Consider the following 24328-nt stretch of genomic DNA (forward strand, 5'->3'; position numbering starts at 1 on the left):
ACCTTCAACGCCCTTGGCATGCCCGATACCGTCGCGCGCACCTGATCAGGACATCAAAGACCTAACTGCGTCCCCAACGCCGATTTCCGCAACAGAGCCGTTCGCACCTGCAGAATTCCGAACCTGCGCTCAGTCGCCACCAGTAGCGACCGCTTGAACTCCAGCGCGATCACCACGGTGAAGATCATCCCGAACACGACCTGGAAGGTCGTGAAATCGAGCGTGTCGAGTGCGCCCAGGACCAGGCGGTTAACGACCTCCCTGAAGAGCGCCCACACGGACGCCATCACGACCACGGCGATGATGGCACTGAGCAGGAAGATGACGACCTGCTCGAATTTCTCGTAGAGCGTCATCGCCGACCATTGTTCGCGGGTCAAACCGGCCGGTCTGGCGCCTTCCATTGCGATTTCTCCTCAAAATGACCCCAGGGAACCGGATTCCCTAGGGTTTTGGCACCTGTATTACACCCGAAATCACATGGATCAGAGGGGGCGTCGGGTGTCGGCGAAGACGCAATGAGACGAATCAGCCATTCTTGACCTCGATGCGCTTGACCTTCGCCTGTGCCTCCGGTGTCTGGGGAAGCTTGATGGTCAGCACGCCGTTCTTGAAGGACGCCTGCGCCTTTTCGCCATCCACACCTGGGGGCAGCGGAATGGTCCGGTAGATCGCGCCGTAGCTCCGCTCAGAGAGATAGTATCCCTTTTTCTCCTCCTGGCGCTCGATCCTCTTTTCGCCTTTCACGGTCAGCATGTCGTCGTTGACCGTGACCTCGATGTCCTTCATCTCCATACTTGGCAGCTCGATGGAGACTTCGATCGCGTTGTCGGTCTCGACCATGTCGGATCTTGTTTCGCCGCTTCCCCATGGCCACTCGAGATTCCCGACACGATTCCAGAAGTTTTCGAACACATGGTTCATCTCGCGCTGGAGCGTCGCAATCGGGTTGTCTTCGCTGCTCTTGGCGTCTGGCGCGCCGTCCTTGCGCGCCCAGGGGATGAGGTCCTTGATCTGCATGATATGGTCTCCTTCGGTTTTCAGGCGCCCTTGACGGCGATCCTTTTCGGTTGCGGTTCGGCGGCTCGGGGAAGTGTCAAGGTCAGAACTCCGTTGCGCATCTCAGCCTCGATCCTGTCAGGGTCGAAGTCCTCGGAAAGGGTGAAGGCCCGCTCGAAATCGCCCTCGCCGTATTCGGCGTAGGCAAGTTGCAGGTTCTCGGGTTTCATCGGTTCGACCCTGCCGCGTATCGTCAGCACACGGTTTTCGAGCGTGATTTCGACGCGATCCGGCCCGACGCCGGGCATCTCGAGCATCATGGAGACGCCCTGATCGGTCTCGATGATATCGGTCAGCGGGCGATAGATGCGGCGGCCTGCGGCCGTCTCGGGTGCGTCCGTCACCGTCTTCTCGGTGGCTTGCGTAATGTCGGTGCTCATCGTTCCAGCTCCCCTCACGCTGCCTTGATCTCGATCTTCCTCGGCCGTGTCTCCTCGGGCCGGGCAATCACGATCTTCAACACGCCGTTGACCATCCTTGCCTCGACCAGGTCATCGGAGGCTGCGAACGGCAGGCGGATGGCGCGAGCGAACTTACCGTGGCCGCGCTCGTTGCGGCGCCAGCGCGCACCCTCGGGCACCTCCGGAGCCTTGCGTTCGCCAGAAAGCGTCAGGACGTTGTCATTAACGGAAATCTCGATTTCGCCCGGCTCGATCCCGGGCAGTTCGGCGGTGATGGCGATGACATCCGGACCCTGCCAGACGTTCACCGCCGGGAATGCCGCGCGGGATACCGGCGGCCAGAAGCCGCTTTCGAGATCGCGCATCATGGAGCGCATGAGCACGAAGGGATCGTTGCGGCGGATTCGTGTTGGATAGAGCATTGCTGACCTCCTGAAGCTGAAGCGCAACGCCGATCAAGCCGTGCGCGCGGTTCTTGCGGAGGTTCGCGCCGGCAGGCTCTCGGGCATGTCGATCCTACGCTCAGCCCGATACGATGCAAACAAAATTTATGCTGGCAAACCGGAGGCCTGCACATATGATGATCGTTGGCACATAGAACTGGAGGACCACCGATGATCTCATCCGGGCAGGCTCTGATCGGCACGACGATCCACCGGGTCGCTCAGCTCATCCAGCAGCGCGTCGACGACGAGATCCGCGACAGCGGGCTCACACGCCTGTCCTGGATGGCTGCTAATCATGTTGCCGACGCGGATGGCCTCACGATCGGCGACCTGGCGGCCCGGCTGGAGGTCGGTAACGCGACGGCCAGCCAACTGGTGGATCGCATGGTGTGTGGCGGCTGGGTCGAGCGATCGCCTTCACCGGACGACCGGCGATCGCAGATCGTCACGATAACGGCGAAGTCGAGATCTACCATACGGGACCTCGAGCCGCGGCAGCTGCTGCTGGAAGATGAGATCTTGCGGGATCTGTCGCCCGAAGAGAGACGCGTTCTGTTTGTGCTTCTGGAGCGCATACGTGCGCGGCTGTCACGCTAGAGGGAGACAGCCTGCCATGGAGAAAAGGACCGAATACAACATCTGGTACTGGGTCGCGGCATTTGTGGCTGTGATCCTTATCCAGAACCTGATCGCCAGCTGGCAGTCCGTCGCACCGATCAGTTACAGCCAGTTCGAAAAGTATCTCAATGACGGCAAGATCGCCTCCGTCGCAGTCGGAGCAGATACGATAACCGGCAGCTTCACAGAACCGGTCGATGGCAAGAGGCAGTTCGTCACGACCGTCGTGAACCCCGCCATCCTCGAGCGGATCGACCGGGCCGGCGTCGAGATCACGGGCGTTCCGCAGAACACCCTGTTCGGCACGTTGATCTCGTGGGTGGCGCCGGCGCTCGTGTTCTTCGCCATCTGGATGTTCCTGTTCCGCCGCTTTGCCGACAAGCAGGGTTTCGGCGGGTTCATGCAGGTCGGCCGCAGCAAGGCCAAGGTCTACATGGAGAAGGAGACCGGCGTTAGTTTTGCCGACGTCGCCGGCGTGGACGAGGCCAAGGCCGAACTCGAGGAAGTCGTCGCGTTCTTGAAGAACCCGGCGGAATACGGAAAGCTCGGCGCGCGCATTCCCAAGGGCATCCTGCTGGTCGGGCCGCCAGGGACGGGCAAGACGCTGCTTGCCCGCGCGGTGGCCGGAGAGGCGGGCGTCGCCTTCTTCTCGATTTCCGGCTCGGAATTCGTCGAGATGTTCGTGGGCGTCGGCGCCGCGCGCGTCCGCGACCTGTTCGAGCAGGCGCGCAAGGCGGCTCCCGCGATCATCTTCATCGACGAGCTCGATGCCCTCGGTCGCGCGCGCTCGGCCGGCCAGATTGCCGGCGGACATGACGAACGCGAGCAGACGCTCAACCAGCTTCTGACCGAGCTCGACGGCTTCGACCCGTCGGTCGGCATCGTGCTCCTGGCCGCGACCAACCGGCCCGAGATCCTCGACCCTGCGCTTCTCCGCGCGGGCCGGTTCGACCGGCAGGTTCTGGTGGACCGGCCCGACAAGAAGGGCCGCGTGCAGATTCTCGGCGTGCACATGAAGAAGGTGAAGCTCGCCCCGGACGTCGATGCCGAGAAGGTGGCGGCACTGACGCCGGGCTTTTCGGGCGCTGATCTCGCCAATTTGGTCAACGAGGCGGCGCTGCTCGCCACACGCCGCAAGGCCGATGCGGTGACGATGGACGACTTCAACAATGCCGTGGAACGCATTATCGCCGGGTTGGAGAAGAAGAACCGCGTTCTGAACCCGCGCGAACGCGAGATCGTCGCGCATCACGAAATGGGGCACGCGCTGGTGGCGATGGCCCTGCCAGGCGTCGATCCCGTGCACAAGGTCTCGATCATCCCCCGCGGCATTGGCGCGCTTGGCTATACTATCCAGCGGCCGACCGAGGACCGCTTCCTGATGACGCGCGAGGAGCTCGAGAACAAGATCGCGGTGCTGTTGGGCGGACGGGCGGCGGAAAAGCTCGTCTATAACCATCTCTCGACCGGCGCGGCGGACGATCTGGTGAAGGCCACCGACATCGCCCGTGCCATGATCGCGCGCTATGGCATGGATCCCGATCTCGGCAATGGCAGCTACGACAGCGAACGCCCGGGCTTCCTCGGGACCGGCGATCAGGCGTCCTGGCTCAACCGACGCTACAGCGAGGCGACGGCCGAGCGCATGGACCAGAAGGTGCGCGAGGTCGTGGATGGCGTCTTCAAGCGCACGCTGGCGCTTCTTGAAAGCAACCGAGGTCTTCTTGAGCAGTCTGCACGCGATCTCTTGCAACGAGAAACGCTGGATGAGGCCGAACTGAAGGAAATCGGCCTCAAGGTGAAAAGAACGGAAGCGGTTGCGGCATGACGTCTTTAGCGGCGCGGATGGCGCGAACAAATCGAACTGGATGAGCGAAGGGAGAACACAAATGGCAAACGGTAATTGCGACATCTGCGGCCGCCCGGCGACGGCCCGCGTCCGGGCCTCGGTCAACGGCCGCGTGCAGGACATGGAACTGTGCGATCAGCATTATCGCGAGATGGTGCGCCGGTCTGGCCGCAGCGCGTCGCCGCTCGAATCGCTCTTTGGAAGGCACTCGCTGCTCGACGAGTTCTTCGGCGACAGCGGATTCGGAAGCCTCTTCGGCGACAGCCCGTTGGCGGGAAGCGCGCTCGGGTCTGCGGGCGGCGACGATGCCGTTGACGCAACCTTCGACGATGCCGCCCCCCGGCGCGGCGTCCGTCGCGGCGGGGGCGGACGGACAATCGCCGACCGGCTGAGCGAGCAGGGCAACAAGCTTTTGCAGGAAGCGGCGCAAAAGGCGGGAGAGTTCGGGCGTAGCGAAGTCGATACCGAACATCTGCTTCTGGCCCTAACTGCTTCCGAGGTCGTCAAGACCATCCTCGAGCAATTCAAGGTCGATGTGGACGATCTGCGTCAACAGATCGAGACAGAGGCAAAGCGCGGCGATGCCAAGCCGCAAGGCGAGATCGGCGTCAGTCCGCGCCTCAAGGACGCGCTGAACCGGGCCTTTATCGCCTCGAACGAGTTGGGCCACTCCTATGTTGGTCCTGAGCACTTGCTGATCGGCCTCGCCGAGGAGGGTGAGGGTCTCGCCGCGTCGATCCTCCGCAAATACGGATTGACGCCGCAGGCGCTGCGCCAGCAGGTGACGAAGGTCGTCGGCAAGGGCGCCGAGGAAGGCCGCGTGGAGGCCCCCTCCAGCACGCCCGATCTCGACCAATACAGCCGTGACCTGACCAAACTCGCCCGTGAGGGCAAGCTCGACCCCGTCATCGGCCGCGCTCGAGAGATCGAGACGACGATCGAAGTGCTGGCCCGGCGCAAGAAGAACAATCCCGTCCTGATCGGCGAGCCCGGCGTGGGCAAGACCGCCATCGTCGAGGGGCTGGCGCAGCGGATCGTCGCTGGCGAGGTGCCCGAGGCATTGCGCGACAAGCGGTTGGTAGAGCTCAACATCAACTCTATGGTCGCCGGGTCGAAATATCGCGGCGAGTTCGAGGAACGAGTCCAGAAGATTCTCAAGGAGATCACCGAGGAGAAGGACAGCCTGATCCTGTTCATCGACGAGATTCACACGATTGTGGGCGCGGGCCAGGGCGGCGGTGAAGGCGGGCTCGACATCGCCAACACCTTCAAGCCGGCGCTGGCGCGAGGCGAGTTGAACCTGATCGGTGCCACGACTCTCAACGAGTATCAAAAATATATCGAGAAGGACGCCGCGCTCGAACGCCGCTTCCAGCCGGTCTACGTTGACGAACCGACGGTCGCGCAGACGATCATGATCCTGCGCGGTCTGCGTGATACGCTGGAGGCCCATCACAAGGTCACGATCACCGACGAAGCCATCGTCGCGGCGGCAGAGCTTTCGGACAGGTATATCACCGGCCGCTTCATGCCCGACAAGGCGATCGACCTGATCGACCAGGCCGCCGCGCGCGTGAAGATCAGCGCCACCGCGCGCCCGGTTGACGTGCAGGAGCTCGATGCCGAGGTCCAACAGATCAAGCGCGAGCAGGATTACGCCGCGGCCCGCAAGCAGTTCGACCGGGCAGCGGAACTCAAGAGAGAGCTGGAAACCAAGCAGAAGGAACTGGACGAGCTACTGGAAGTCTGGAAACGCGACCAGGCATCGGCCACGGCCGAAGTGCGCGTCGACCATGTCGCCCAGATCGTCTCGAAGATCACTGGTGTTCCGGTCACGGAGCTGACCACCGAGGAGAAAGACAAGCTCCTCAAGCTCGAGGAGAAGTTGCACGAGCGCGTTATTGGCCAGGAAGAGGCGATCCGAGCCGTCGCCGACGCGGTTCGCCTTGCGCGAGCGGGCCTGCGCGAAGGGCGCGGCCCGACCGCAACCTTCCTCTTCCTCGGGCCGACCGGCGTGGGCAAGACCGAGCTCGCCAAGACCCTCGCCGAGGTGATCTTTGGCGATCAGGATGCGATGATCCGCATCGACATGTCGGAATATGGCGAGCGCCACTCCGTCGCCCGGCTTGTCGGGGCGCCTCCGGGTTATGTCGGCTATGACGAGGGCGGCCAGCTGACCGAGAAGGTCCGCCGTCGGCCCTACTCGGTCGTGCTCCTCGACGAAATCGAGAAGGCGCATCCGGATGTCTACAACATCCTGCTTCAGGTGTTCGACGATGGCCGCCTGACAGATGGCAAGGGCCGCGTGGTGGACTTCACCAACACCATTATCATCGCCACCTCGAACCTCGGTTCCGACATCATCCAGCGCAACCTCAAAAAGCGCGGGACGCAGGAGTTCGACGAGGCGAAGCAGAAGGCCGAACTGATGGAGGTGCTGCGCGGACATTTCCGGCCCGAGTTCATCAACCGGATCGACGAGATCATCGTGTTCCATTCGCTGAATCATGCCGAGATCCGCCAGATCGTTGAGTTGCAGCTGAACCGGGTGAAACGCACGGCCCTGACCCAAGGCGTCGAACTCGAATACGACGTGAGTGTCGTGGATCACTTCGGCGCGGTCGGCTTCCGCCCCGAATTCGGCGCTCGCGAGTTGCGGCGACTGATCCGCTCGCAACTCGAGACCGAGCTCGCTCGCGAGATCCTCTCGGGACGTATCGCGGACGGCGACAAGGTACGCGTTGCCTGGTCGGCGGACGAGCAGAAGGTGGTCTTCGAGAAGCTCGAAAGGGCTAAGGCTGCCGAGACGTCGAGCGAGGACGCCGACGAGTCGAAAGGCGCCCCAGGCCAAAAGGGCAAGCGAAAGTCGGCGAACAGAGAACACAAGCCAAGTGCAGATGAGTCCGACAAGAAGTCACTGAAGAGCTCGTCTGGCGAACAAAAACCGTCCGCCTGATACCAGCGGCCCGGCCGGACACGGGCCACATCGACCATCTCCGGCCGGACCTCCAACGCAAAAGTCAGCGAAAATGAAGATTCGAACCGCATTTCGTAATCTCGACCGCCACGGGCGGCAGCGCGCCCCCGAGGTGATCGCCGAGGAGGTCCGGCAGCTTGAAAGTCATCTGAAGCGCTTCCGACCCGAGCTGGCCCGTTTGGAGATCTCCGTGTCGCAGACGGAGGGAAAGACCCGCATCCACGCCAGCCTGCGGCTGCAACTGCCCTCGGGCGTGATCGCAGCGCAGGAGGACGGATTCGAGATCGAACCTGTCCTGCGCAAGGCGTTCGCCGATCTGCGCAGACGTGTCGATCGGAAGGTGGCGCTGCTCAAGGGCGAGCCGCAGTGGAAGCGCCCCGCACGCCGCGCCCGGATCAAGGCGCTGCTGCCGCCTGCACAGGACATCGCCGAGGCAGAACGGCGCACACTCTATTTCGGCCTGATTGAGGATCATCTCGATGCGGTCTACGACACCGTGAGGCGCGAATTGACCTACCTGGAGGCCAGCAGGTCGGTCCGCGAAGGCCGTCTCGATGTCGGTGATCTGGTTGATGCGACGATCCTGAAAGGCCTTAAGCGGTTCGAGCAGCGGCCGGCAGAGTTCTCGGTCGGCAACTGGTTGACGCGGCTCGCCTTCGAGATCATCGACGCTGCGGCACGGGAGGCCAGCCATGCGCTGCCGGATAGCGCCGCCTCTCTCGACTCCGAGCCCGAGGCCCCGGCGCAGGATCCGACCGAGGCCGACCAGGAGATGTTCGAGTTCTATCAGCCCGACGAAGCCCTGCGTCTGGAAGACCTCGTGGCCGACGTCTCCGCCGCCAATCCCGTGGCCGAAGCGGCGCGGCGCGAGGAGGCACTGGCGCTGCACCGGGCCGTCGCGGCGCTCCCGGCGCTGTGGCGCAGGGTGCTGCTGCGGCTCGATCTGGAGAACGACACGGCGGAGCACGTCTCCCAAATCCTCGGCATTCCGGAAGATGACGTCCGACGGATCGCCCAATCCGCGCGGGCGCAGCTTCGCGAGAAGATGCAGGCGTCCGGATACCCGGCTGACACCGCCGGGACGTTCAGGGAATCGTCGCGCATCCCGCAGCCACTTCTGGATCGGGATCGGATCGAGAGGGGTCTCCTGGGCGACGTGAAGGGAGAAGCGTCATGACGCGCGGACATAATCGTCCTCCCCTTCCACCGAAGGTGCCGGGGACCGACATGAGGTCGTGGGACGTGCCGACGGCCATCATCTACCGGCCGGCGCGCTCGGTAATGAGCGTAGAAAATGCCGGCGCAACTCGGTTCCAGGAAACTTCTGAAAACTTAAGGAGGAGGAGAAATGAACACTGAGGCGAAACAAAGTGTGCGGGGCAGTGAGGATCTGCTTTGCAGCCTCTCCAAGAACTGGTGGGCATTTGTCCTCCGAGGCGTTCTCGCGCTTCTGATTGCGGTGCTGGCGTTCATCATGCCGGCAGAGTCGCTCCTCGCCTTGACGCTCGTCTTCGGGGCGTTCTCTTTTGCCGACGGTGTGTTCGGACTAATTGCCGCCGTACGGCACCTCCGCAAGGGCGAACGTTGGGGCTGGCTGATGTTCAGCGGCATCCTTGGAATTGCGACCGGTGTCATTGTGGTGGTCTCGCCCTTCGTCGCTACATTGGTGCTGGCCACTTTCCTCTGGGCGAGCATCGCTTTCTGGTCAGCGTTCTCCGGCATCTTCGAAATCGTCGCGGCGATCCGACTGCGGAAGGAAATCAAAGGCGAGATCTGGCTCATTCTAAGCGGTCTTGTCTCGGTTGCCCTGAGCGTCGCCGTAATCTGGCTGTTGCTCACCCGCCCGGTCGAGACCTTTCTCGCGCTCGGTTGGCTCCTCGGTTTCTACGCTGCCTTCTTCGGCGTGATGATGGTGTTGCTCGGCCTCCGGCTTCGCAACGCTCGTAGATCCGACGGCTCCATCTCCAGTGACATTATGAACAAACCCAGTGAAGCGTGAGCGTGGCGACCGAACACCACCGATCCGTTGGCGACGAAGACGACGATCTCACTCGTTGGGATGAAACGATCTTCGAGCGATGTTTGCGCGTCGGCTTCAATCCGTTTGGCTCTGGGCCGACGCCTGTTTTCTTGCGGCACAAGCCAATAGAAGAGACGGCGGCGCACAATCTCCCGAATCAAGCTGCGGGAGATTGCAGAGATGAATGATGGCAGTCCGTCTAACGGCAGCAAACAACCTGTATATAGGCGTTCTATGTATAGAGCTCGCGACCTGGCTTATGCGCTTTTCTCTATCGCCATTGGGGGAGCAGCATATCTCGCTTTTCGCGAGATGTTCGTCGAGAGCGAGCCCGTACCCTTCGCCCGGGAAGTAGTGCTGGTGTTTCTCGGGGCCGTTGCGACAATCTATCTGACAGCGGTCTTGCTGAACAGGCAAACTGAGCTGGAGCTTCGCAAGGAAGGACAGGTCATCATCCTTCAAAAGAAGAATGATATTTACATGGCCTGCATCGAGAAGGTCGCCCAAATCGTGGAGACCGCTCTGCACAACGACGACCTGATTGATGAATTGCGCGTCTTGAACCACAAGTTGGCCGTGCTGGGTAGTTCTGACGTCATCGCCTCCTTCGAGAATGTCCTTGATACCCTGATTTCGGGTCTGCGGGACGGAAAACTAAATTCAGAGGACGGATCAAATATCATGAAAGCTGTCGCAGAAATGACCTCCGCGATGCGCAGAGATATCCTCGAAGAGATTGCTGCCGGGAATCGGCGTACAACGCATGAAGCCATTCTTCGAAACTCGAACCGTATGCAACATCTCGACCGGATTGAGTTCGGTAGTTCCGAAAGGGAACTACATCAGAAGGAAAACGGCAATGCTCGGACATAATCGTCCTCCCTTTCCACCGAAGGTGCCTGGGACCGACATGAGGTCGTGGGCCGTGCCGACGGCCATCATCTACCGGCCGGCGCGCTCGGTGATGACCTCCGCGCCCCGGCCGAATTACTGGGTGCTCGAGTTTGAGCCATCGCGACCGCTCTGGATCGAGCCGCTCATGGGCTATACCTCAAGCGACGATCCCTATCGTTCGATACGGCTCAAATTTCCTGATCGGCAAAGCGCCATCGATTTTGCTGAACATAACGACTGGAGGTATATCGTTCGCGAAGACGCCCCGGCCCGTGCCCACCACAATCGTTGGCGGGGCGCCGAAAGACATCAGCTTTACAAGGGCGCTGACGTACCGGGGGCGTTTCGCATCCACGCTCGGCAGAAGCCGGGAAAGTCGGACCACAGCCTGCAACACGCAGTGGAACGAGACGGCGCCGTGGAATTGTCCGCACCCGATCACACAGATTTCGATCCCGTGCTCGAAGCGAGCCTCGAGTCCTTCCCGGCGTCCGATCCGCCGGCATGGACGGGTGTGACCGTGGCGGCGAAGAAACCATGACTCGAACTGTAAACTGAAGCAGGGACGGAGAGCTTGTTTCCCTATCTCGACACCGTCGCGCGGAGATATCCTCCCGTCATCGTCTGGGCACTCGTAGGGGTGAACGTCCTCGCGTTCCTCTACCAGATCAGCCTGCCCCAGCGCCTGCTGGATCGGTTCCTGTTCGAGTTCGCGCTGGTGCCATCGCGCTTCTTCGGGCAGCTCAGTCTTGTCGCCCCCTCTGATTGGACTCCCTTCCTGACGAATATGTTCCTGCACGGGGGGTGGCTGCACCTCATCCTCAACATGTGGACACTCTGGATTTTCGGTCCCGCGGTCGAGGACCGTCTCGGCCCCGGTCGATTCATCCTGTTCTATCTGTTCTGCGGCGTAGCTGCGGGGTTGGCCCATGCGCTCGCGAACCCTGACTCGGTCGTGCCTGCGCTCGGTGCATCCGGCGCGATTGCAGGTGTGATCGGGTGTTACGCGCGGATGTTTCCGGCGGCCCGGCTGGTTATGATCGTGCCCATACTGTTCATACCGTTGTTCTTCGAAGTCCGGGCATTTGTATTCGCCTTGATCTGGTTCCTCATGCAGCTCATCCCGGGATTTATGTCTTTGGGTGACCAGGCGTCGGGCGGGATCGCCTAGTGGGCGCATATCGGCGGCTTCGTCGCCGGCTGGCTCATCACGCCGCTGTTGCGAAGGCCTAGCGCAACCTATCGCCATTACTATCGAGACGAAGGCATCTACGGGTTCTTGCCGGATGGACGCCGGAGAGGAGGACAAAGTTCATGGACATAATGCAGCTGTTTTGGCTGTTCTTCATCATTTCCGCGCTGCAGCCCGTTCTGCAGCGCAGGTATCTCGAAGCAATGCGCACGCGGAAGATCGCGCAGATCGAGAAGAAGTGCGGCAGCCGCGTCATCCTTCTGATCCATCGCCAGGAGACCATGAACCTGCTGGGCTTTCCCCTCATGCGCTACATCGACGTCAACGATTCGGAGGAGGCCCTGCGCGCCATCCAGATGACCGACGACGACGTTCCTCTCGACATCGTGCTGCACACACCGGGCTGCCTGGTGCTGGCCGCGGCCCAGATCGCCCGCGCGATCCAGGGGCACAAGGGCAAGGTGACGGTCTTCGTGCCGCATTACGCGATGTCAGGCGGTACCCTGATCGCCCTTGCGGCCGACGAGATCGTGATGTGTCGCCATTCTGTGCTCGGCCCGATCGACCCGCAGCTCGGCGGCATGCCGGCGGCGTCGATCATCAAGGTTGCCGAGGAGAAGCCGATCGCCGAGGTGGACGACCAGACGCTGGTCATGGCCGATGTCGGACGCAAGGCGATCGCCCAGGTCCAGACCATGGCCATGCAGTTCCTTGCCGAAAACACGGACCAGGAACGCGCCCGGTCGCTGGCCGCAAAGCTGGCGACGGGAACCTGGACTCACGACTACCCCATCTTCGCCGACGAGGCGCGGAACATGGGACTCTCGGTGAGCACCGATATGCCCGACGAAATCCTGGAGCTCATGACGCTCTATCCGCAGCCCCTGCGGCGTCAGGGTGGCGGCGTGGAATACCTTCCCGAGCCGCGGCAGAGGGAAACACGCAGACAACAGCTCCTTTGACTTTGGGGCAAGAAAGAAGCGCCGCGACATCCAAGACGGCAATTCCATTGGAGAAAAAATCGATGCCGACACTCGCATGCCCACAGTGCAGCACGACCAACCGCGTTCCCGAAGATCGCCTGGCCGACGATCCCAAGTGCGGCCGTTGTGGGGCTCGGCTCTTCCAGGGGAAGCCGGTCATTCTCACTGCGTCCAATTTTGACCGCCACGCCAGCGCCGAGCTGCCATTGCTCGTGGATTTCTGGGCAGAATGGTGCGGGCCATGCAAGATGATGGCGCCCCAGTTCGAAGCTGCGGCGCGTTCACTAGAGCCGCATGTTCGCCTCGGTAAGCTCGATACGGAAGCCGAACAGCAGATCGCCGGCCGCTACGGAATCCGCAGCATTCCCACCATGATCCTGTTCAAGGCCGGCCGCGAGGTTGGCAGGACCAGCGGCGCCATGACGGCTCAGCAAATAACGGCTTGGGCGCGCTCGCAGTCACGAGAGTAATTTTCACGTTTCGTCGTCGCTCGCAGATAAGTGGAAAGGAATCGATTTGCACGGCACGATCGGCTTTCTCGAAAGTGGCGCTCTTCTTGTTGGTGCAGCATTTGTGCTCGTGACGATCTGCGCGCGAATCGGCATTCCTAGCATTGTAGGCTACATTCTCACGGGGCTATTGATCGGACCGTCGACTCTCGGTCTGGTTTCAGAGAGCGCCGCCCTGACCACCATCGGTGAAATTGGGGTGATTCTGTTGTTGTTTGCGCTCGGCCTGGAGTTCTCCTTCGAGAAACTCGCGTCTCTCAAGCGTCACGTTTTCGGTCTCGGCCTGGCGCAGGTTGCCGTCACGACGATCCTCGTTTCCGCGGTGACAATCTCTCTGTTCGGCCTTGGCATCGTCCCCGCGATCCTCGTCGGCGGAGCCGTCGCGATGTCATCCACCGCGCTGTGCCTCAAGGTGCTGGCGAGCGTGAACGCCCTTGGCTCGCTGCAGGGGCGCATGGCGATCGCCGTGCTTCTGTTTCAGGACCTTGCCGCCGTGGCCTTCCTGCTGCTGCATGACGCATCGAGCGGCGCCGCTGAAGGATTCGGAGCACCTACGGTCATTCTTGGAGCCGTGGGGCTGGTCGTCCTTCTCTTCATCGCGCGGGGGCCACTGCAGGTAATAGCCAAATGGATCGCCGAAAGTGGCGATCCAGAGCTTGCCCAGCTCCTCGCACTTGCGATCGCACTCGGCTCCGCTATCGCCGCAGCCTCCGCAGGGCTTTCCCCGGCGCTCGCTGCCTTCGCCGCCGGGATGATCATTGGCGAAGGCGATGCGCGTCATGCCGTCGAAAATGAAATCCGGCCTTTTCGCGATCTCTTCGTCGGCATCTTCTTCATTGGCATCGGGACGCAACTTCCGCTCGGAACCTTGGCGTCATCCTGGCCCGCTGTGCTGATCTGGCTCGCGATCCTCTTCTTCGGCAAGGCGCTGATCTTTCTCGCTGTCGCTCGCGGGTTTGGCGAACCACTTCCGGCGTCATTGCGAACCGGCATCATCCTGGCTCACGGAGGCGAATTCAGCCTCATGCTGCTTTCGGTCTCCATGGCCTCAGGCCTCCTTCCCGCCAGCTTTGGCGGTCCGCTGTTCATCGCCATCGGCATAAGCATGTTGTGCGGGAGTGCTCTGGTCCGATGGGCCGGACGAGATGCTCAGTCGAACCTGCAGTGAAGTTGGAATGCGCCAGCCTTCGCGCATGGCTATTGCTGCATTGGCGGCGGTCATTGGCGCCTGATGCGCAAGGCGTCACAGTGAGGGCACCTTTGCCTGTCAGATCAGAGATGAGCGACTTGAGCACGCGCAATTGGCACAGCTGGATCGTGGTCGCGCTTGGCGGCTGGCTGGTCGTGTCGCCGCTCGTGCTGCAGCAAACGACGCCCGGTGACGCATGGGCGCCGCTGACAATCTGGAGTTTCGTCATAACGGGTGCGCTGGCGCTTCTGGTTGCTGTTGCTGCCCTTGCGGAGAGGGCGGAATGGCAGGGTTGGCTGGGATTGGTCCTCGGCGCCTGGCTTACTGTCTCGCCTTGGGTGATCGGCTTTGCCGACACGCCGTTTGCTCAAACAAACGCCGTTATTTGCGGCGCCGGAATAGCGTTCCTGTCCGGTTGGGCACTGTGGCGGAAAGGTGGCGCTTCACGACCTTGAATGCGGGCGCGCAGGCTCCCGATCCGAAACCTGCCATGTCACGCGGGTGCTTGTCCCGCAGGTGGAAACTCCACCACCACCCTCAGACCCGGCCGGTTATCGAGAAGTTCGAGGCGCGCTCCGTGGCGGGCGACAATCGCCTGGACAATGGAAAGGCCAAGCCCAGCGCCGCGATTCGCCTTGTCGGCATCGCCACGGTAAAAGGGTTCTGTCACGCGAGAGCGCTCCTCCTCCGGGATTCCCGGTCCGGTGTCGGCGACGACGAGCGCGACCCTGCCGCCGCTCCGCGGTTCCGCCGAAAGCGTTATCGTTGCGCCTGCCGGACAATAGGCCAGCGCGTTCTCGATCAAATTGGCGACCATCTGGCGGAGCATAGGCACGTCGCCGCGCAGCAGGTTCGAATCGTCGGGTGCCGCAAGCTCGAGCTTTATGCCGCGTTCCTCCGCCACGGGGCCGAATATCTCGACCAACTCTGCGAGAAGTGCAGCCGGTTCGATATGCCCGCTGTCCAATGAGGGTTGGCTGCCGATGCGTGCGATGCGCAGAACGGAGTCGAACACGGCGGCGATCCGAGCGAGTTCAGCCTCCACCTCACCGAGCGCTTGCTTTGCCCGGTCGCTCTCTGCGGCGTCGGCGGCGCGCTCAATGGCGAGCGTCGCACGGGCAAGCGGGCTTCGCAGCTCGTGGGCGAGGGTGGCCGACGTCGCGCGTGTCAAGGAGATAAGCGACTCGAGTCGCGCTAACTGGTTGTTAATCTGGCCCGCCAGTTGGTCGATCGCATCAATCCCCAAATCGACTGGTACTCTGGCCGACAGATCGCCCAGCGACACGCGCTGCAGCGCCGCGCCGATCGAACTTAGTTTGCGCTGGGCCCGACTGCCGAGGACGATGCCGATGCCGATGAAGGTAATCATGACAAGGAGAGCAAGGCCGGAAACTGAGTACGCGAGCGTCCGCAGCGTCACGTCCCGCGTCCGCAGCGAGCGGCCTGAGAGCACCGTAAAATCGCCGAGCACGCTGACATTGGCAAGAATCCGAGGGTAACCGACAGCCACCGTCAACGCGGGATCATCGATCTTATGCCAGCCCTCCGGCGGTGGCGGGATGTCGATGTTGCCGGCCAATCGCTGGCCCTGGGTATCATATATGACGATTGCCTGACGCCAGGCGCCAAGGCGCAACGCGACCCGTCGCACGTGATCCAGAAAGGTGTCTCTGCCTTCGGCCGCGTACACCTCGATGAGAGCAGCTCGCGCGGACTCGACCTGATTGCGAACGTCCTCGTCAAGAGTCGCGCGGACCGTCGAAAGGACAGTTACCCCACTGACGACGAGCGCTGCGACCAGCACCGCGGAACCATAGACTGCGGTTCGGAATGTTGAAGTCGCGAAGAGTCTAGAGAGGGCCATGCAAAGTGTAACCCATGCTGCGAACGGTGTGAACGAGCGGCAGGTCGAATGGCTTGTCGATCTTGGCGCGCAGTCGACTGATGTGCGTTTCCAAGATGGTGGAATTCGGCTCGAAATTCAGGTTCCAGACCTTGTCGAGCAGCAGCGTGCGCGGCACGACGCGGCCGGCATTGCGCATCAGAACCTCAAGCAGCGCGAACTCCTTCGATTGAAGGTCGATCTGCTTGCCGCCCCGCTTCGCCGTGCGGGCGAGCAGGTCGAGCGAGAGGTCGTGCACGCTCAGCACACGGGGCTCGAAAGCTTGATGACCACGGCGGGCGAGCGCCGTGATCCGGGCAAGCAGTTCCGCGAAATGGAACGGTTTGCAAAGATAGTCGTCGGCTCCGGCGGCGAGCCCCTCGACCCGGTCGGCGACGTCGCCGAGCGCCGTGAGCATCAGCACGGGAACCTGCTTCCGCGCGCCCCGTAACGCCCGGACCACCGATACCCCGTCGATACCTGGAACCATCCGGTCCACGATCGCCAGGTCGATCTCGGCGTAGAGCGCATGAGAGAGCGCTTCACATCCGTTCGTGAGGCGATCGACGCTGTGTCCGGCCTCTTGGAGACCCCTGCAAACGTAACCGGCGAGCTTTGCGTCGTCCTCCAGAAGCAGGATTTTCATGGGTCTGGGTCCTCCCTTTTGGCGCCAAAATCGCTTCTGACACTATAGACGTCCTTGATCCGGATCAGATGTCGGTCGCCCCTTTCGCGCGATGGCACGGTGGTGACCCCATAGCATACCTTACAGAAACGTAAACCTTGCGCCAGTCAGACGTAAGGTTCTGGCCTCATCCTTGGCCTTGCCGTCGCCAGGGAGGGAGTCATGTTCATGCCGCAGTGCGAACCGGTCGCCCGCAAATTGACTCGGAGATCCGGTGGGTCGCAGTTCGGCATGCACGAAAGTCCTCCTCTGCACCGCTCCATCTGCGATTGTGGGCGGGTTCGTCGTCTGGAACCGGATGACGTGCTGATCCACCAGGCTACCGAGCCGAGCTTCGTTGGCGTGGTCCTGTCGGGCGTCTTGCGTCTCCAGAAGCTTCACGAGGACGGCACATATCGCGTGCTGCGATTCCTGTTTCCCGGCGCTCTGTTCGGCAATCCTTGCCGCGGGTCGCGCCGTACCGGAGTTGAGGCGGCCACGGCTGCCCACGTGGCCTGCGTCGATCATCGGACCTTTATGGCGCTCATGGAAGCGGACCGGGCGCTCGAACGCACGTTCTTTGCAGCAGCACTGGATGAACTGGATGCAGCCTACGAACTGTCGTCCCTGCTGGGCAATCAAAGGCGGGACGCGCGCGTGGCGGCCTATCTGCACTGCCTGATCGCGCGAGGTATCGGGGAGATTACCCCGTCGGGCCGACGGGCCGTCGAGCTCCCGGTTCCGCGCCGCGACGTGGCGGCCTATCTGGCGATCGCCGGCGAAACGCTCTGCCGGTCCCTTCACGCGCTTGAGCGCGCCGGAGCCATACGGCTGATCGAAGCGAACCGCATCGAGGTCGTCGATGAGGGAAGGCTGTGCCGGATCGCCGGCGACCCGCAGCCCGCAAGGCCTAAGTACGGGACCGGTGCCCGATCGAAATATCAGGCCGATGACGGCGGTCAATGCACCGCGGAGGGATCGCCTCCATCGAGGTTTACGGAAGCAAAGAAGCTCCCCACACAGCAAACGAACGGATGACGTTGTGATCTCATGGTTCCGCGCAGATGCGAGGATAAACTCAAGCGTTACATCCAAGATCGAGCCGGCAAATGCCAAGACGTCTCCTATCCGAAACTATCGTCATCATGCGACTCTTGCAACAGCCCTAGGTGAAAAGCCTAGCCCCGAAAGGAGACAAGCAATGAAAACGTTGAAGCTGAATCCCCTTGCCGTCGCCCTGCTGAGCGTGGTCCTGATTGCCTCGTTGCAGGCCCTTGCCCAAGACACGGCTCTGCCGGCCAAACCAGAGGCCCGGAACGAGGCAACCGAGTCGGTCCAGCCGCAGGTGGATGCGGAAGCAACGGATCAGGCAGCAGAAAGGCGCAAGAAGGTCACGGCGGATGCGGTCGCCGCGGTGAACGAAACCAAGAATGCCTTGAAGCTACTTGATGATAAGAAGACCGAAGAGGCTTTGGCTGCTCTGGAGCGGGCAACCGGCAAGCTCGAGCTGATCCTGGCGCGAGAGCCGACACTGGCGTTGGCGCCGGTGGACGTTGAGGTCGTCACCTATGACCTGCTGGCGGATCTCGATACCATCAAGGCCGTCATCAAGAACGCAGAGGATTATCTCGAAGACGGAGAAATCCAGAAGGCCCGTCCCCTGGTGGCGGATCTGGCGAGCGAGATTGAATTCCGTACCGTCAGCATCCCGCTGGCCACCTATCCGGCCGCCATCAAGGCCGTCGCGCCGTTGATCGAAGAGGGCAAGTTGGACGAGGCGAAGGTGGCATTGCAGGCCGTGCTGAATACCCTCGTGGTGACTACTGACGTGGTTCCGTTGCCTATCCTGCGTGCCGAAATCCTGCTCAGGAATGCCGAGGCGCTGGCGGAGAACAAGGAGCGAACGGACAAGGACAACGAGACACTGGCTAGCCAACTCGCCGAGGCCAGACATCAGATCAAGATGGCCGAGCTGCTGGGTTACGGGGACAAGAAGGCATTCAAGCCGATCTACGAACAGATCGATCAAATCGAGGAAAAGGCTTCAAATAACGGAAGCGGTCAGGGATGGTTCGACAAGATCAAGCAGCAGTTGTCGGACCTGATCTAACTAAGTCTCGTGCGAAATTGCTGGGCGCTGGCCGCAATGGCGGCCGGCGCCCAGCATCCGTTTGAGGAACCCTGCATTTGGCTGATGCCGGGTGGTGAAACGGGGCCCATGGCGCGTTGGATCATGGTCTCGGATGTCGATCCACTTTCCCCCCGCCTTGTTGGCAGTCCTGGCCGAAGGGTGCGCGCCAGCGCCTGTGAGGCGGCCACGACTGCCCACGTGGCGAGCCTCGATCATCGAACCTTTGTGGCGCTCATGGAAGCGGACAAGTGGCCTGGTCTGCATCCGGGCTCGCGAATCGAGGTCGTCGGTGCGGGAAGGCTGCGCCGGATCGCCGGCGACCCGCAGCCCGCAGGGCCTAACGTTCGGGACCGGTGCCCGATCGAAATACCAGTCCGATGACGGCGGTCAATGCGCCGCGGAGCGGTTGCCTCCATCGTGGTTTCCGGAAGCGAAGAAGCTTCCAGAAGCTTCCCGCACAACCGACGAAAGGAGAACGTCATGGTCTCATGGTTCCGCACAGATGCTTCGATCAAGAAGGACGTCGAAGACGAGATCAAATATGATCCTTCCATCATCGATGACAGCCACATCGCCGTGGCCGTCAAGGACGGCGTCGTAACGCTGACCGGCTTCGTCAAGCGCTACATGGACTCCTATTACGCCGAGAAGGCCGCAAAACGCGTGTCCGGCGTGAAGGGCGTCGCGAATGACATCGAAGTCAAGCTCGCCAGCGAACGCACCGATCCCGAGATCGCCGAGGAGGCCGTCAAGGCCGTCAAGCGGGAGCTCTGGGGCGCCGCGGACAAGGTCAAGGTCGTGGTGAAGAACGGCTGGCTGACACTCGAGGGCGAAGCCGAATGGAACTACCAGAAGGAGTGGGCCGAGCGGGCGGTGCGTTCGATCACGGGCGTCAAGGGCGTGACCAACATGATCGTCGTGAAGGCAAAGGTGAGCTCGACCGACGTGAAGCGGAAAATACAGGATGCGCTGGTCCGCAGCGCCCAGGTCGATGCCGACCGGATCACCGTCGAGGTGGACGGCAGCAAGGTGATCCTGCGCGGCACGGTTCGCTCGTGGGCCGAGAAGCAGGAAGCCGAGCGGTCGGCGTGGGCTGCCCCTGGGGTGACGAGCGTCGATAATCGCATCACCATTGGCTAGGCTGTTCGCTGGCCATCGCCTGATCATCTCAGCGCGAAGGTCGCATTTGGCCACGGTTGCCGGCAGCGGCAACCGTGGCTTCGCGTCAGGACGGCGTGGCCCGGATCGACCTGGCCGCAGACGCCGTTCGTCTGTTCCATCGTTTTGCCGCGCTCCGTCAGCATTCCGCGCTCCCGAGCCGTCGAAGCACGAGTTGGAACAGGAGCACGGCGAGGACAATGGCGCCGTAGAGCATCACGGCTTGGCTTAAGCTTTCTCCCTTGCGAGCAAGGGAGAGAGCGCCATGACACCGGCAGCCAGACTGGTTTGGGTAATGACCTATGCTATCCGGCCGTGTAGAGGCTCACCAGCGTGCCGGCGTCGACCTTGTCGGTCTTCACGTGTGCGTTGTCGATCGCTTTGACCTGTAGCGGGTTGGCGATCACCACCCGCTCGACGAAGGGCGACAGCACCCGCGAGACCGCCATGCAGCTCTCCGTCGGCTCGATCACCATCTCGTCTGTTCGCCGCAGCGTAAGCCCACGGTGAAGCTTTCGATTACCCACATTTTGACTGCTCAGCGATCTCTACGCCGAGTCCGATGTCGGCGAGACGGGACAGTCCGCGCCAGAGGACGGTGATGCCAGGAGGCGGATCTCGCGAGCGTCCGAGGTGACCACCGAGGCGCGCGAGCTTCTGGACGTAGGCGGCCAGGGTTTGACCTTTGGGTCCTCCGCCGTCGGCGCCGGGGGCAAGCCGATCGAGGAGAGCGATCTCCTGCCGGTTCAGCGCCGTTTGTGGTGCAGCCGCCGGATCGGCACGGCAAGCCAGCGTCAGCCAGAGGATCCGCCAGGCGATGATGCAGAACAGCGCGAGGAGATTGGCGATCCGCTCGGCGGATTGCAGGTGGGACTCTTCCGCCCGGCAACCCGACTTCAGGACCTTGTGGAAGGTCTCGATCTTCCACCGCATGGCGTACCAGCGGATCTTCTCGAATGCCTCCTGGCGAGAGCGCACCGGCAGGTCAGTCAGAAGCTTCCACTCAATTGGCTTGCGACCACGCGGCGGATTCCTCTCGGTGACGTGCAGGACCGTGAGGTCGAGGGCGGGATAGCGTCGCTGCTTGCCAATCGGCGGGAGCAGGTGGACGCGACGGGCGCGGATCTCAAGAACGGCCTGGATGGCCTCGCCCTCGGCCCCGCGGAGTTCGACCCGGTGCAGGCCGCGGACGCGAGCCTCCTTCATCTCAGCCGAGACGGTGTGGGTGCCATCGCCCGCAAGCCGATCGACGCAGGTACGGACGACGAAGTGGGTGCCCAGCTCCTGGGTCAGGCAGAACAGCTCGTAGATGTCGCTCTCGCGGTCGGCGACATGGATGCAGCGTCCCGGATCGTCGAGGAGCTCCACCGACTGCCGGAGGCTGTCGAGCCAGCGGACACTCTCCTTGCCCTCGATCGGCACGCGGGTCGGATTGATCACCCGCTTGAGTGCCGCGGTCCCCTTGAACTTCGACCGCGTCCAGACTTTCAGGGCCGTCAGCCCGAGCGGTACGCCATCTTCGGTAACCGCCAGACTGGTGTGCAGGAGGAGGCCGCAGAGGGTGTGGTGCCGCCACCGGCCCTCGGCGTCACGACCGCTGTTGACGCTCTTGGTCATCCCGATCGCGGTCGTGGACACACGGCGATAGGTGAACTCCGTGGTGTCCTGGACCAGCAGAACCACGCCGCGATAGGACCTGAACCGCTCGGCCGTCGCCACCCTGTGGCCGCTGAGGATGTCGGTCTCGCTCACCCGAGCGTTGGCGAGGAAGCGATAGGCAGCTTTCGCTCCGGCCCAATCGCCGCAGGCCTGGGGGATGGTCGTCCCGACACCCGCCGCGAGTTGCCCGAGCAGGCCCATGAACCGGCGGTGGAGGCGCGCGTCCGCAAAGGTCGCAGCCGCCACCTCGGCTTCCGTCCAGTCCTGAGAGGAGGAAGCATCAGCATTCCCTCCGGCGGCGTCCCGCACGCACGGCACCATCGCACACCCTCCGCCCAGCGTTGGGGTGCCCGGAAAGGAATCACGCCGGACTCAATGAGATCAAGCCTTTCCCCTCTCCTCACCGCGACGATTGCCGACTTGTGGGTAATCGAAAGACGGCCAAGGCCGCGGGTAGCCGAGGACCGCGGATTGGCGGCGTTCACCGCTATCGGTCGGGGCTGAGCTCCTCTGGGGCGCTGATCCTGGGAGGGCCGCGATCAGCTTGCGGAATTGCGCCGGGTGGCTGGCTTGCGTGACCACGCCTTGGCGAGGGTGTCGACGGCTTTTGCGTGCTCTTCGAAGTCGATGCCGGCGGGATCGAAAGGCACGCCGACCCAGCGAACCATCTCGGCGTGGCTCTCGTGCTTCGGGTCGGCGATCGCGTCGAGGAACTCGGCATAACCTGGGGGTCCGCCAACGTCCTCGGGTGGGCAACGGCCTGTAGCATTGATCAGGAACGGGTAGAGCAGGCCGGGGATAGCATTGGAGATGCGCTCGACCTTGACCGTGTGTTCCCAGCCGTCGCCGAAGTCGTAGAGGTACCTCAGCGTCTTCGCGCCGGTGTCCTCGATGACGTCGAGGAGCCGCGTCTTGCGGGCGTCGAGCGGGCCGTCTCCCCAGTCTGGGTCGGGCACGCCCCAGCCCACACCGCGGGCGCGGATCTCGTAAAGGTGGCTGTTGGTCCAGCCCATGGCGGCCTGCAGCACCAAATGCAGGCGATCGAGCCGGATGGTCAGCGGCACCTCGACGCGGCGCGTCACCGCGGGCTTGACGTCGTCGAGGGTGATCTTCAGCCGGGCGATGTTGGAGCTGGTCATGCCGCTTCCTTGCCCTCCCTCGCACGGGTCCAGTTCCAAGGCAGCAGCTCGTGCAGGCGCGAGGCGGGGTGGTCGGCGATGCGGGCGAGGACATCGGCCAGCCAGGCGCGCGGGTCGACGTCGTTCAGCTTGGCGGTGTAGATCAGCGAGTACATCGCCGCGGCCCGGTCGCCGCCGCGATCGCTGCCGGCGAACAGCCACGACTTCCTGCCAAGGGCGATACCGCGCAGCGCCCGTTCGGCAGCATTATTCGTGAGGCAGATCCGGCCATTGCCGAGAAACCGGGTGAAGGCTTCCCAGCGCACCAGCATGTAGTCCATGGCCTTGGCGACCGGCGCGTGCCGGGACAGCTTGCCGCGGCTCTCGCGCATCCAGGTCTCGAAGTCGGTGACCAGCGGCGCGACGTGCTGCCGGCGAAGGACGAGCCGCGCCTCGGCGGGCAGGTTGTTGATGGTGCGCTCGGCATCAAAGATGGCGTCGATCTGGCGCAGCGCCTCGACGGCGAGCGGCGCCCGCGACAACTCGGCCAGTTCGAACAGCTTGCGCCTGCCATGCGCCCAACACGCTGCCTCGGTGACCGGCCCCGGTTGTCGGTCAGCCTCGTAGAGCCCGTTGTACCCGGCATAGGCGTCGGCCTGCAGGATGCCGGCATAGCCGACCAAGTGCCGGTTCGGATGCTCGGCTGTCCGGTCACGGGAGTAGCGGAACATCGCCGCCGGCGGTGCCCGGCCGCCAAAGGGCCGGTCGTCGCGGACATAGGTCCAGACCCGGCCGGTGATGGTCTTGCCCTTGGCCAGCACGGGGACGGTGGTATCGTCGCCGTGCAACCGCTCGGCCGCCAGCACATGGGCCTCGATGAGGGTGACCAGCGGGTCCAGGTTGGCGGTGCAGGCCCCGACCCAGCCGGCGATGGTCGAGACGCTGAGTTCGATGCCCTGCAAGGCATAGGTCTCGCTCTGGCGGTTCAGCGGCAGGTGCTGGCCGAACTTGGCCTCCAGGATCATGGCCAGCAGGTTCGGTCCTGCCCGGCCGCGGGCGATGGGGTGGAACGGTGCCGGCGGCTGGGTGACGGTCTCGCAGGAGCGACAGGAGAACCTCTCCCGCACGGTCTGGATGACCTTCCATCTGATCGGCTCGACCTCGAGCGTTTCCGTGATGTCCTCGCCCAGCTTGGACAGCTTGCCATTGCAGCAGGGACAGGTCGTCGGCGCCGGCAGGACAATCCGCTCGCGTGGCAGGTGAGCCGGCAGGGGGGCCCGCACCGGCTGGCCGCGGGGCGGACTGTCGGGGCGGCGGGTGCTGCCGTCCTTGTAGGCTGCGCCCTCGACCTTGGCGGCGTCCTCGCTGGCGGCGGCGACCAACTCGCCGAGCTCGAGTTCCAACTGGTCGAGCAGCTTGCGGCCGCGCTCGGAGGAGGCGCCGTACTTGTCGTGCTTGAGCCGGGCGATCAGCAGCTTGAGATGCGCCACCATCGCCTCGGCGCCGGAGGCCCGCGCCTCGGCCTCACGCCGGGCCGACTGCTCCGCCGCCAGCGCGGTGCGCAGCGCGTCGATATCGG

Annotated in this window: 25 protein-coding genes; 15 read left to right on the forward strand and 10 right to left on the reverse strand. The window is 62.9% G+C overall.

Going from position 1 to position 24328, the window contains the following annotated elements; genetic code table 11:
- Positions 1-53: 53 nt before the first annotated feature.
- The 4 genes from ROTAS13_RS04995 to ROTAS13_RS05010 all read right to left on the reverse strand — a co-directional run bounded on the left by ROTAS13_RS04995 (position 54) and on the right by ROTAS13_RS05010 (position 1882).
- Entirely contained in the window at positions 54-404 is a 351-nt protein-coding gene (locus ROTAS13_RS04995; protein WP_239371146.1) for a phosphate-starvation-inducible PsiE family protein, read from the reverse strand.
- A 124-nt stretch (positions 405-528) separates the two neighbouring features.
- Positions 529-1020 (reverse strand): Hsp20/alpha crystallin family protein, encoded by a 492-nt coding sequence (locus ROTAS13_RS05000; RefSeq protein ID WP_075821705.1) that lies wholly within the window; start codon positions 1018-1020, stop codon positions 529-531.
- A gap of 20 nt (positions 1021-1040) precedes the next feature.
- Positions 1041-1439: an Hsp20/alpha crystallin family protein gene (locus tag ROTAS13_RS05005; RefSeq protein ID WP_075821706.1), complete on the reverse strand. Its 399-nt coding sequence runs from the start codon at positions 1437-1439 to the stop codon at positions 1041-1043.
- 14 nt (positions 1440-1453) lie between these two features.
- Positions 1454-1882 (reverse strand): Hsp20/alpha crystallin family protein, encoded by a 429-nt coding sequence (locus ROTAS13_RS05010; protein ID WP_075821707.1) that lies wholly within the window; start codon positions 1880-1882, stop codon positions 1454-1456.
- A 192-nt stretch (positions 1883-2074) separates the two neighbouring features.
- Between ROTAS13_RS05010 and ROTAS13_RS05015 the strand changes: the two genes are divergently transcribed.
- The 12 genes from ROTAS13_RS05015 (at position 2075) to ROTAS13_RS05080 (ending at position 14592) form a co-directional block, all read left to right on the forward strand.
- On the forward strand, positions 2075-2503 hold the full coding sequence (locus tag ROTAS13_RS05015; protein WP_075821708.1) for a MarR family winged helix-turn-helix transcriptional regulator: 429 nt from the start codon (positions 2075-2077) through the stop codon (positions 2501-2503).
- A gap of 16 nt (positions 2504-2519) precedes the next feature.
- Positions 2520-4352: an ATP-dependent zinc metalloprotease FtsH gene (ftsH, locus tag ROTAS13_RS05020; protein ID WP_075821709.1), complete on the forward strand. Its 1833-nt coding sequence runs from the start codon at positions 2520-2522 to the stop codon at positions 4350-4352.
- 61 nt (positions 4353-4413) lie between these two features.
- Positions 4414-7329 (forward strand): ATP-dependent Clp protease ATP-binding subunit, encoded by a 2916-nt coding sequence (locus tag ROTAS13_RS05025; RefSeq protein WP_075821710.1) that lies wholly within the window; start codon positions 4414-4416, stop codon positions 7327-7329.
- A 73-nt stretch (positions 7330-7402) separates the two neighbouring features.
- Complete coding sequence (locus ROTAS13_RS05030) at positions 7403-8527, forward strand: sigma-70 family RNA polymerase sigma factor (RefSeq protein WP_075821711.1); 1125 nt, start codon at positions 7403-7405, stop codon at positions 8525-8527.
- Positions 8528-8698: 171 nt separating this feature from the next.
- Positions 8699-9349, forward strand: a complete 651-nt coding sequence (locus tag ROTAS13_RS05040) for an HdeD family acid-resistance protein (RefSeq protein WP_075821712.1) — start codon at positions 8699-8701, stop codon at positions 9347-9349.
- 201 nt (positions 9350-9550) lie between these two features.
- A complete protein-coding gene (locus ROTAS13_RS05050; protein WP_075821713.1) occupies positions 9551-10243 on the forward strand; it encodes a hypothetical protein in 693 nt (230 codons plus the stop codon).
- A gap of 52 nt (positions 10244-10295) precedes the next feature.
- Entirely contained in the window at positions 10296-10805 is a 510-nt protein-coding gene (locus ROTAS13_RS05055) for an NADH dehydrogenase ubiquinone Fe-S protein 4 (RefSeq protein ID WP_216348587.1), read from the forward strand.
- A gap of 33 nt (positions 10806-10838) precedes the next feature.
- Positions 10839-11435 carry a rhomboid family intramembrane serine protease gene (locus ROTAS13_RS05060; protein WP_239371151.1) on the forward strand — a complete coding sequence of 199 codons (597 nt, stop codon included), beginning with the start codon at positions 10839-10841 and terminating at the stop codon, positions 11433-11435.
- A 143-nt stretch (positions 11436-11578) separates the two neighbouring features.
- Entirely contained in the window at positions 11579-12418 is an 840-nt protein-coding gene (locus tag ROTAS13_RS05065; RefSeq protein ID WP_075821715.1) for an SDH family Clp fold serine proteinase, read from the forward strand.
- Between the two features lie 62 nt (positions 12419-12480).
- Positions 12481-12909: a thioredoxin TrxC gene (gene trxC / locus ROTAS13_RS05070; protein ID WP_075821716.1), complete on the forward strand. Its 429-nt coding sequence runs from the start codon at positions 12481-12483 to the stop codon at positions 12907-12909.
- A gap of 46 nt (positions 12910-12955) precedes the next feature.
- On the forward strand, positions 12956-14116 hold the full coding sequence (locus ROTAS13_RS05075) for a cation:proton antiporter (protein WP_075821717.1): 1161 nt from the start codon (positions 12956-12958) through the stop codon (positions 14114-14116).
- Positions 14117-14226: 110 nt separating this feature from the next.
- On the forward strand, positions 14227-14592 hold the full coding sequence (locus ROTAS13_RS05080) for an SPW repeat protein (protein WP_075821718.1): 366 nt from the start codon (positions 14227-14229) through the stop codon (positions 14590-14592).
- 38 nt (positions 14593-14630) lie between these two features.
- Here the strand turns inward: ROTAS13_RS05080 and ROTAS13_RS05085 are convergent, their stop codons facing one another.
- A complete protein-coding gene (locus tag ROTAS13_RS05085) occupies positions 14631-15941 on the reverse strand; it encodes a HAMP domain-containing sensor histidine kinase (protein WP_075821719.1) in 1311 nt (436 codons plus the stop codon).
- A 46-nt stretch (positions 15942-15987) separates the two neighbouring features.
- Positions 15988-16665 carry a response regulator transcription factor gene (locus tag ROTAS13_RS05090; protein ID WP_075821720.1) on the reverse strand — a complete coding sequence of 226 codons (678 nt, stop codon included), beginning with the start codon at positions 16663-16665 and terminating at the stop codon, positions 15988-15990.
- Between the two features lie 201 nt (positions 16666-16866).
- Here ROTAS13_RS05090 and ROTAS13_RS05095 point away from each other — a divergent pair, with 201 nt between their 5' ends.
- From ROTAS13_RS05095 to ROTAS13_RS05105, 3 genes are all read left to right on the forward strand, one after another.
- Positions 16867-17721: a Crp/Fnr family transcriptional regulator gene (locus tag ROTAS13_RS05095; RefSeq protein ID WP_075821721.1), complete on the forward strand. Its 855-nt coding sequence runs from the start codon at positions 16867-16869 to the stop codon at positions 17719-17721.
- 163 nt (positions 17722-17884) lie between these two features.
- Entirely contained in the window at positions 17885-18793 is a 909-nt protein-coding gene (locus ROTAS13_RS05100) for a YfdX family protein (RefSeq protein WP_075821722.1), read from the forward strand.
- 501 nt (positions 18794-19294) lie between these two features.
- Positions 19295-19954, forward strand: a complete 660-nt coding sequence (locus ROTAS13_RS05105) for a BON domain-containing protein (RefSeq protein WP_075821723.1) — start codon at positions 19295-19297, stop codon at positions 19952-19954.
- A gap of 323 nt (positions 19955-20277) precedes the next feature.
- Here ROTAS13_RS05105 and ROTAS13_RS26050 read toward each other — a convergent pair whose 3' ends face one another.
- The 4 genes from ROTAS13_RS26050 to tnpC form a co-directional block, all read right to left on the reverse strand.
- Positions 20278-20448, reverse strand: a complete 171-nt coding sequence (locus tag ROTAS13_RS26050) for a hypothetical protein (protein WP_216348588.1) — start codon at positions 20446-20448, stop codon at positions 20278-20280.
- Between the two features lie 43 nt (positions 20449-20491).
- Positions 20492-21952, reverse strand: a complete 1461-nt coding sequence (locus tag ROTAS13_RS05115; RefSeq protein WP_075821724.1) for an IS4 family transposase — start codon at positions 21950-21952, stop codon at positions 20492-20494.
- Positions 21953-22170: 218 nt separating this feature from the next.
- Positions 22171-22770: a plasmid pRiA4b ORF-3 family protein gene (locus ROTAS13_RS05120; RefSeq protein ID WP_075821725.1), complete on the reverse strand. Its 600-nt coding sequence runs from the start codon at positions 22768-22770 to the stop codon at positions 22171-22173.
- Positions 22767-24328: IS66 family transposase (gene tnpC / locus ROTAS13_RS05125; RefSeq protein WP_371329174.1), on the reverse strand; the 1562-nt coding region annotated here is incomplete at its 5' end. The genes tnpC and ROTAS13_RS05120, both read right to left, overlap by 4 nt.

This window comes from Roseomonas sp. TAS13, assembly GCF_001950415.1.
GTDB lineage: Bacteria > Pseudomonadota > Alphaproteobacteria > Acetobacterales > Acetobacteraceae > Roseomonas > Roseomonas mucosa.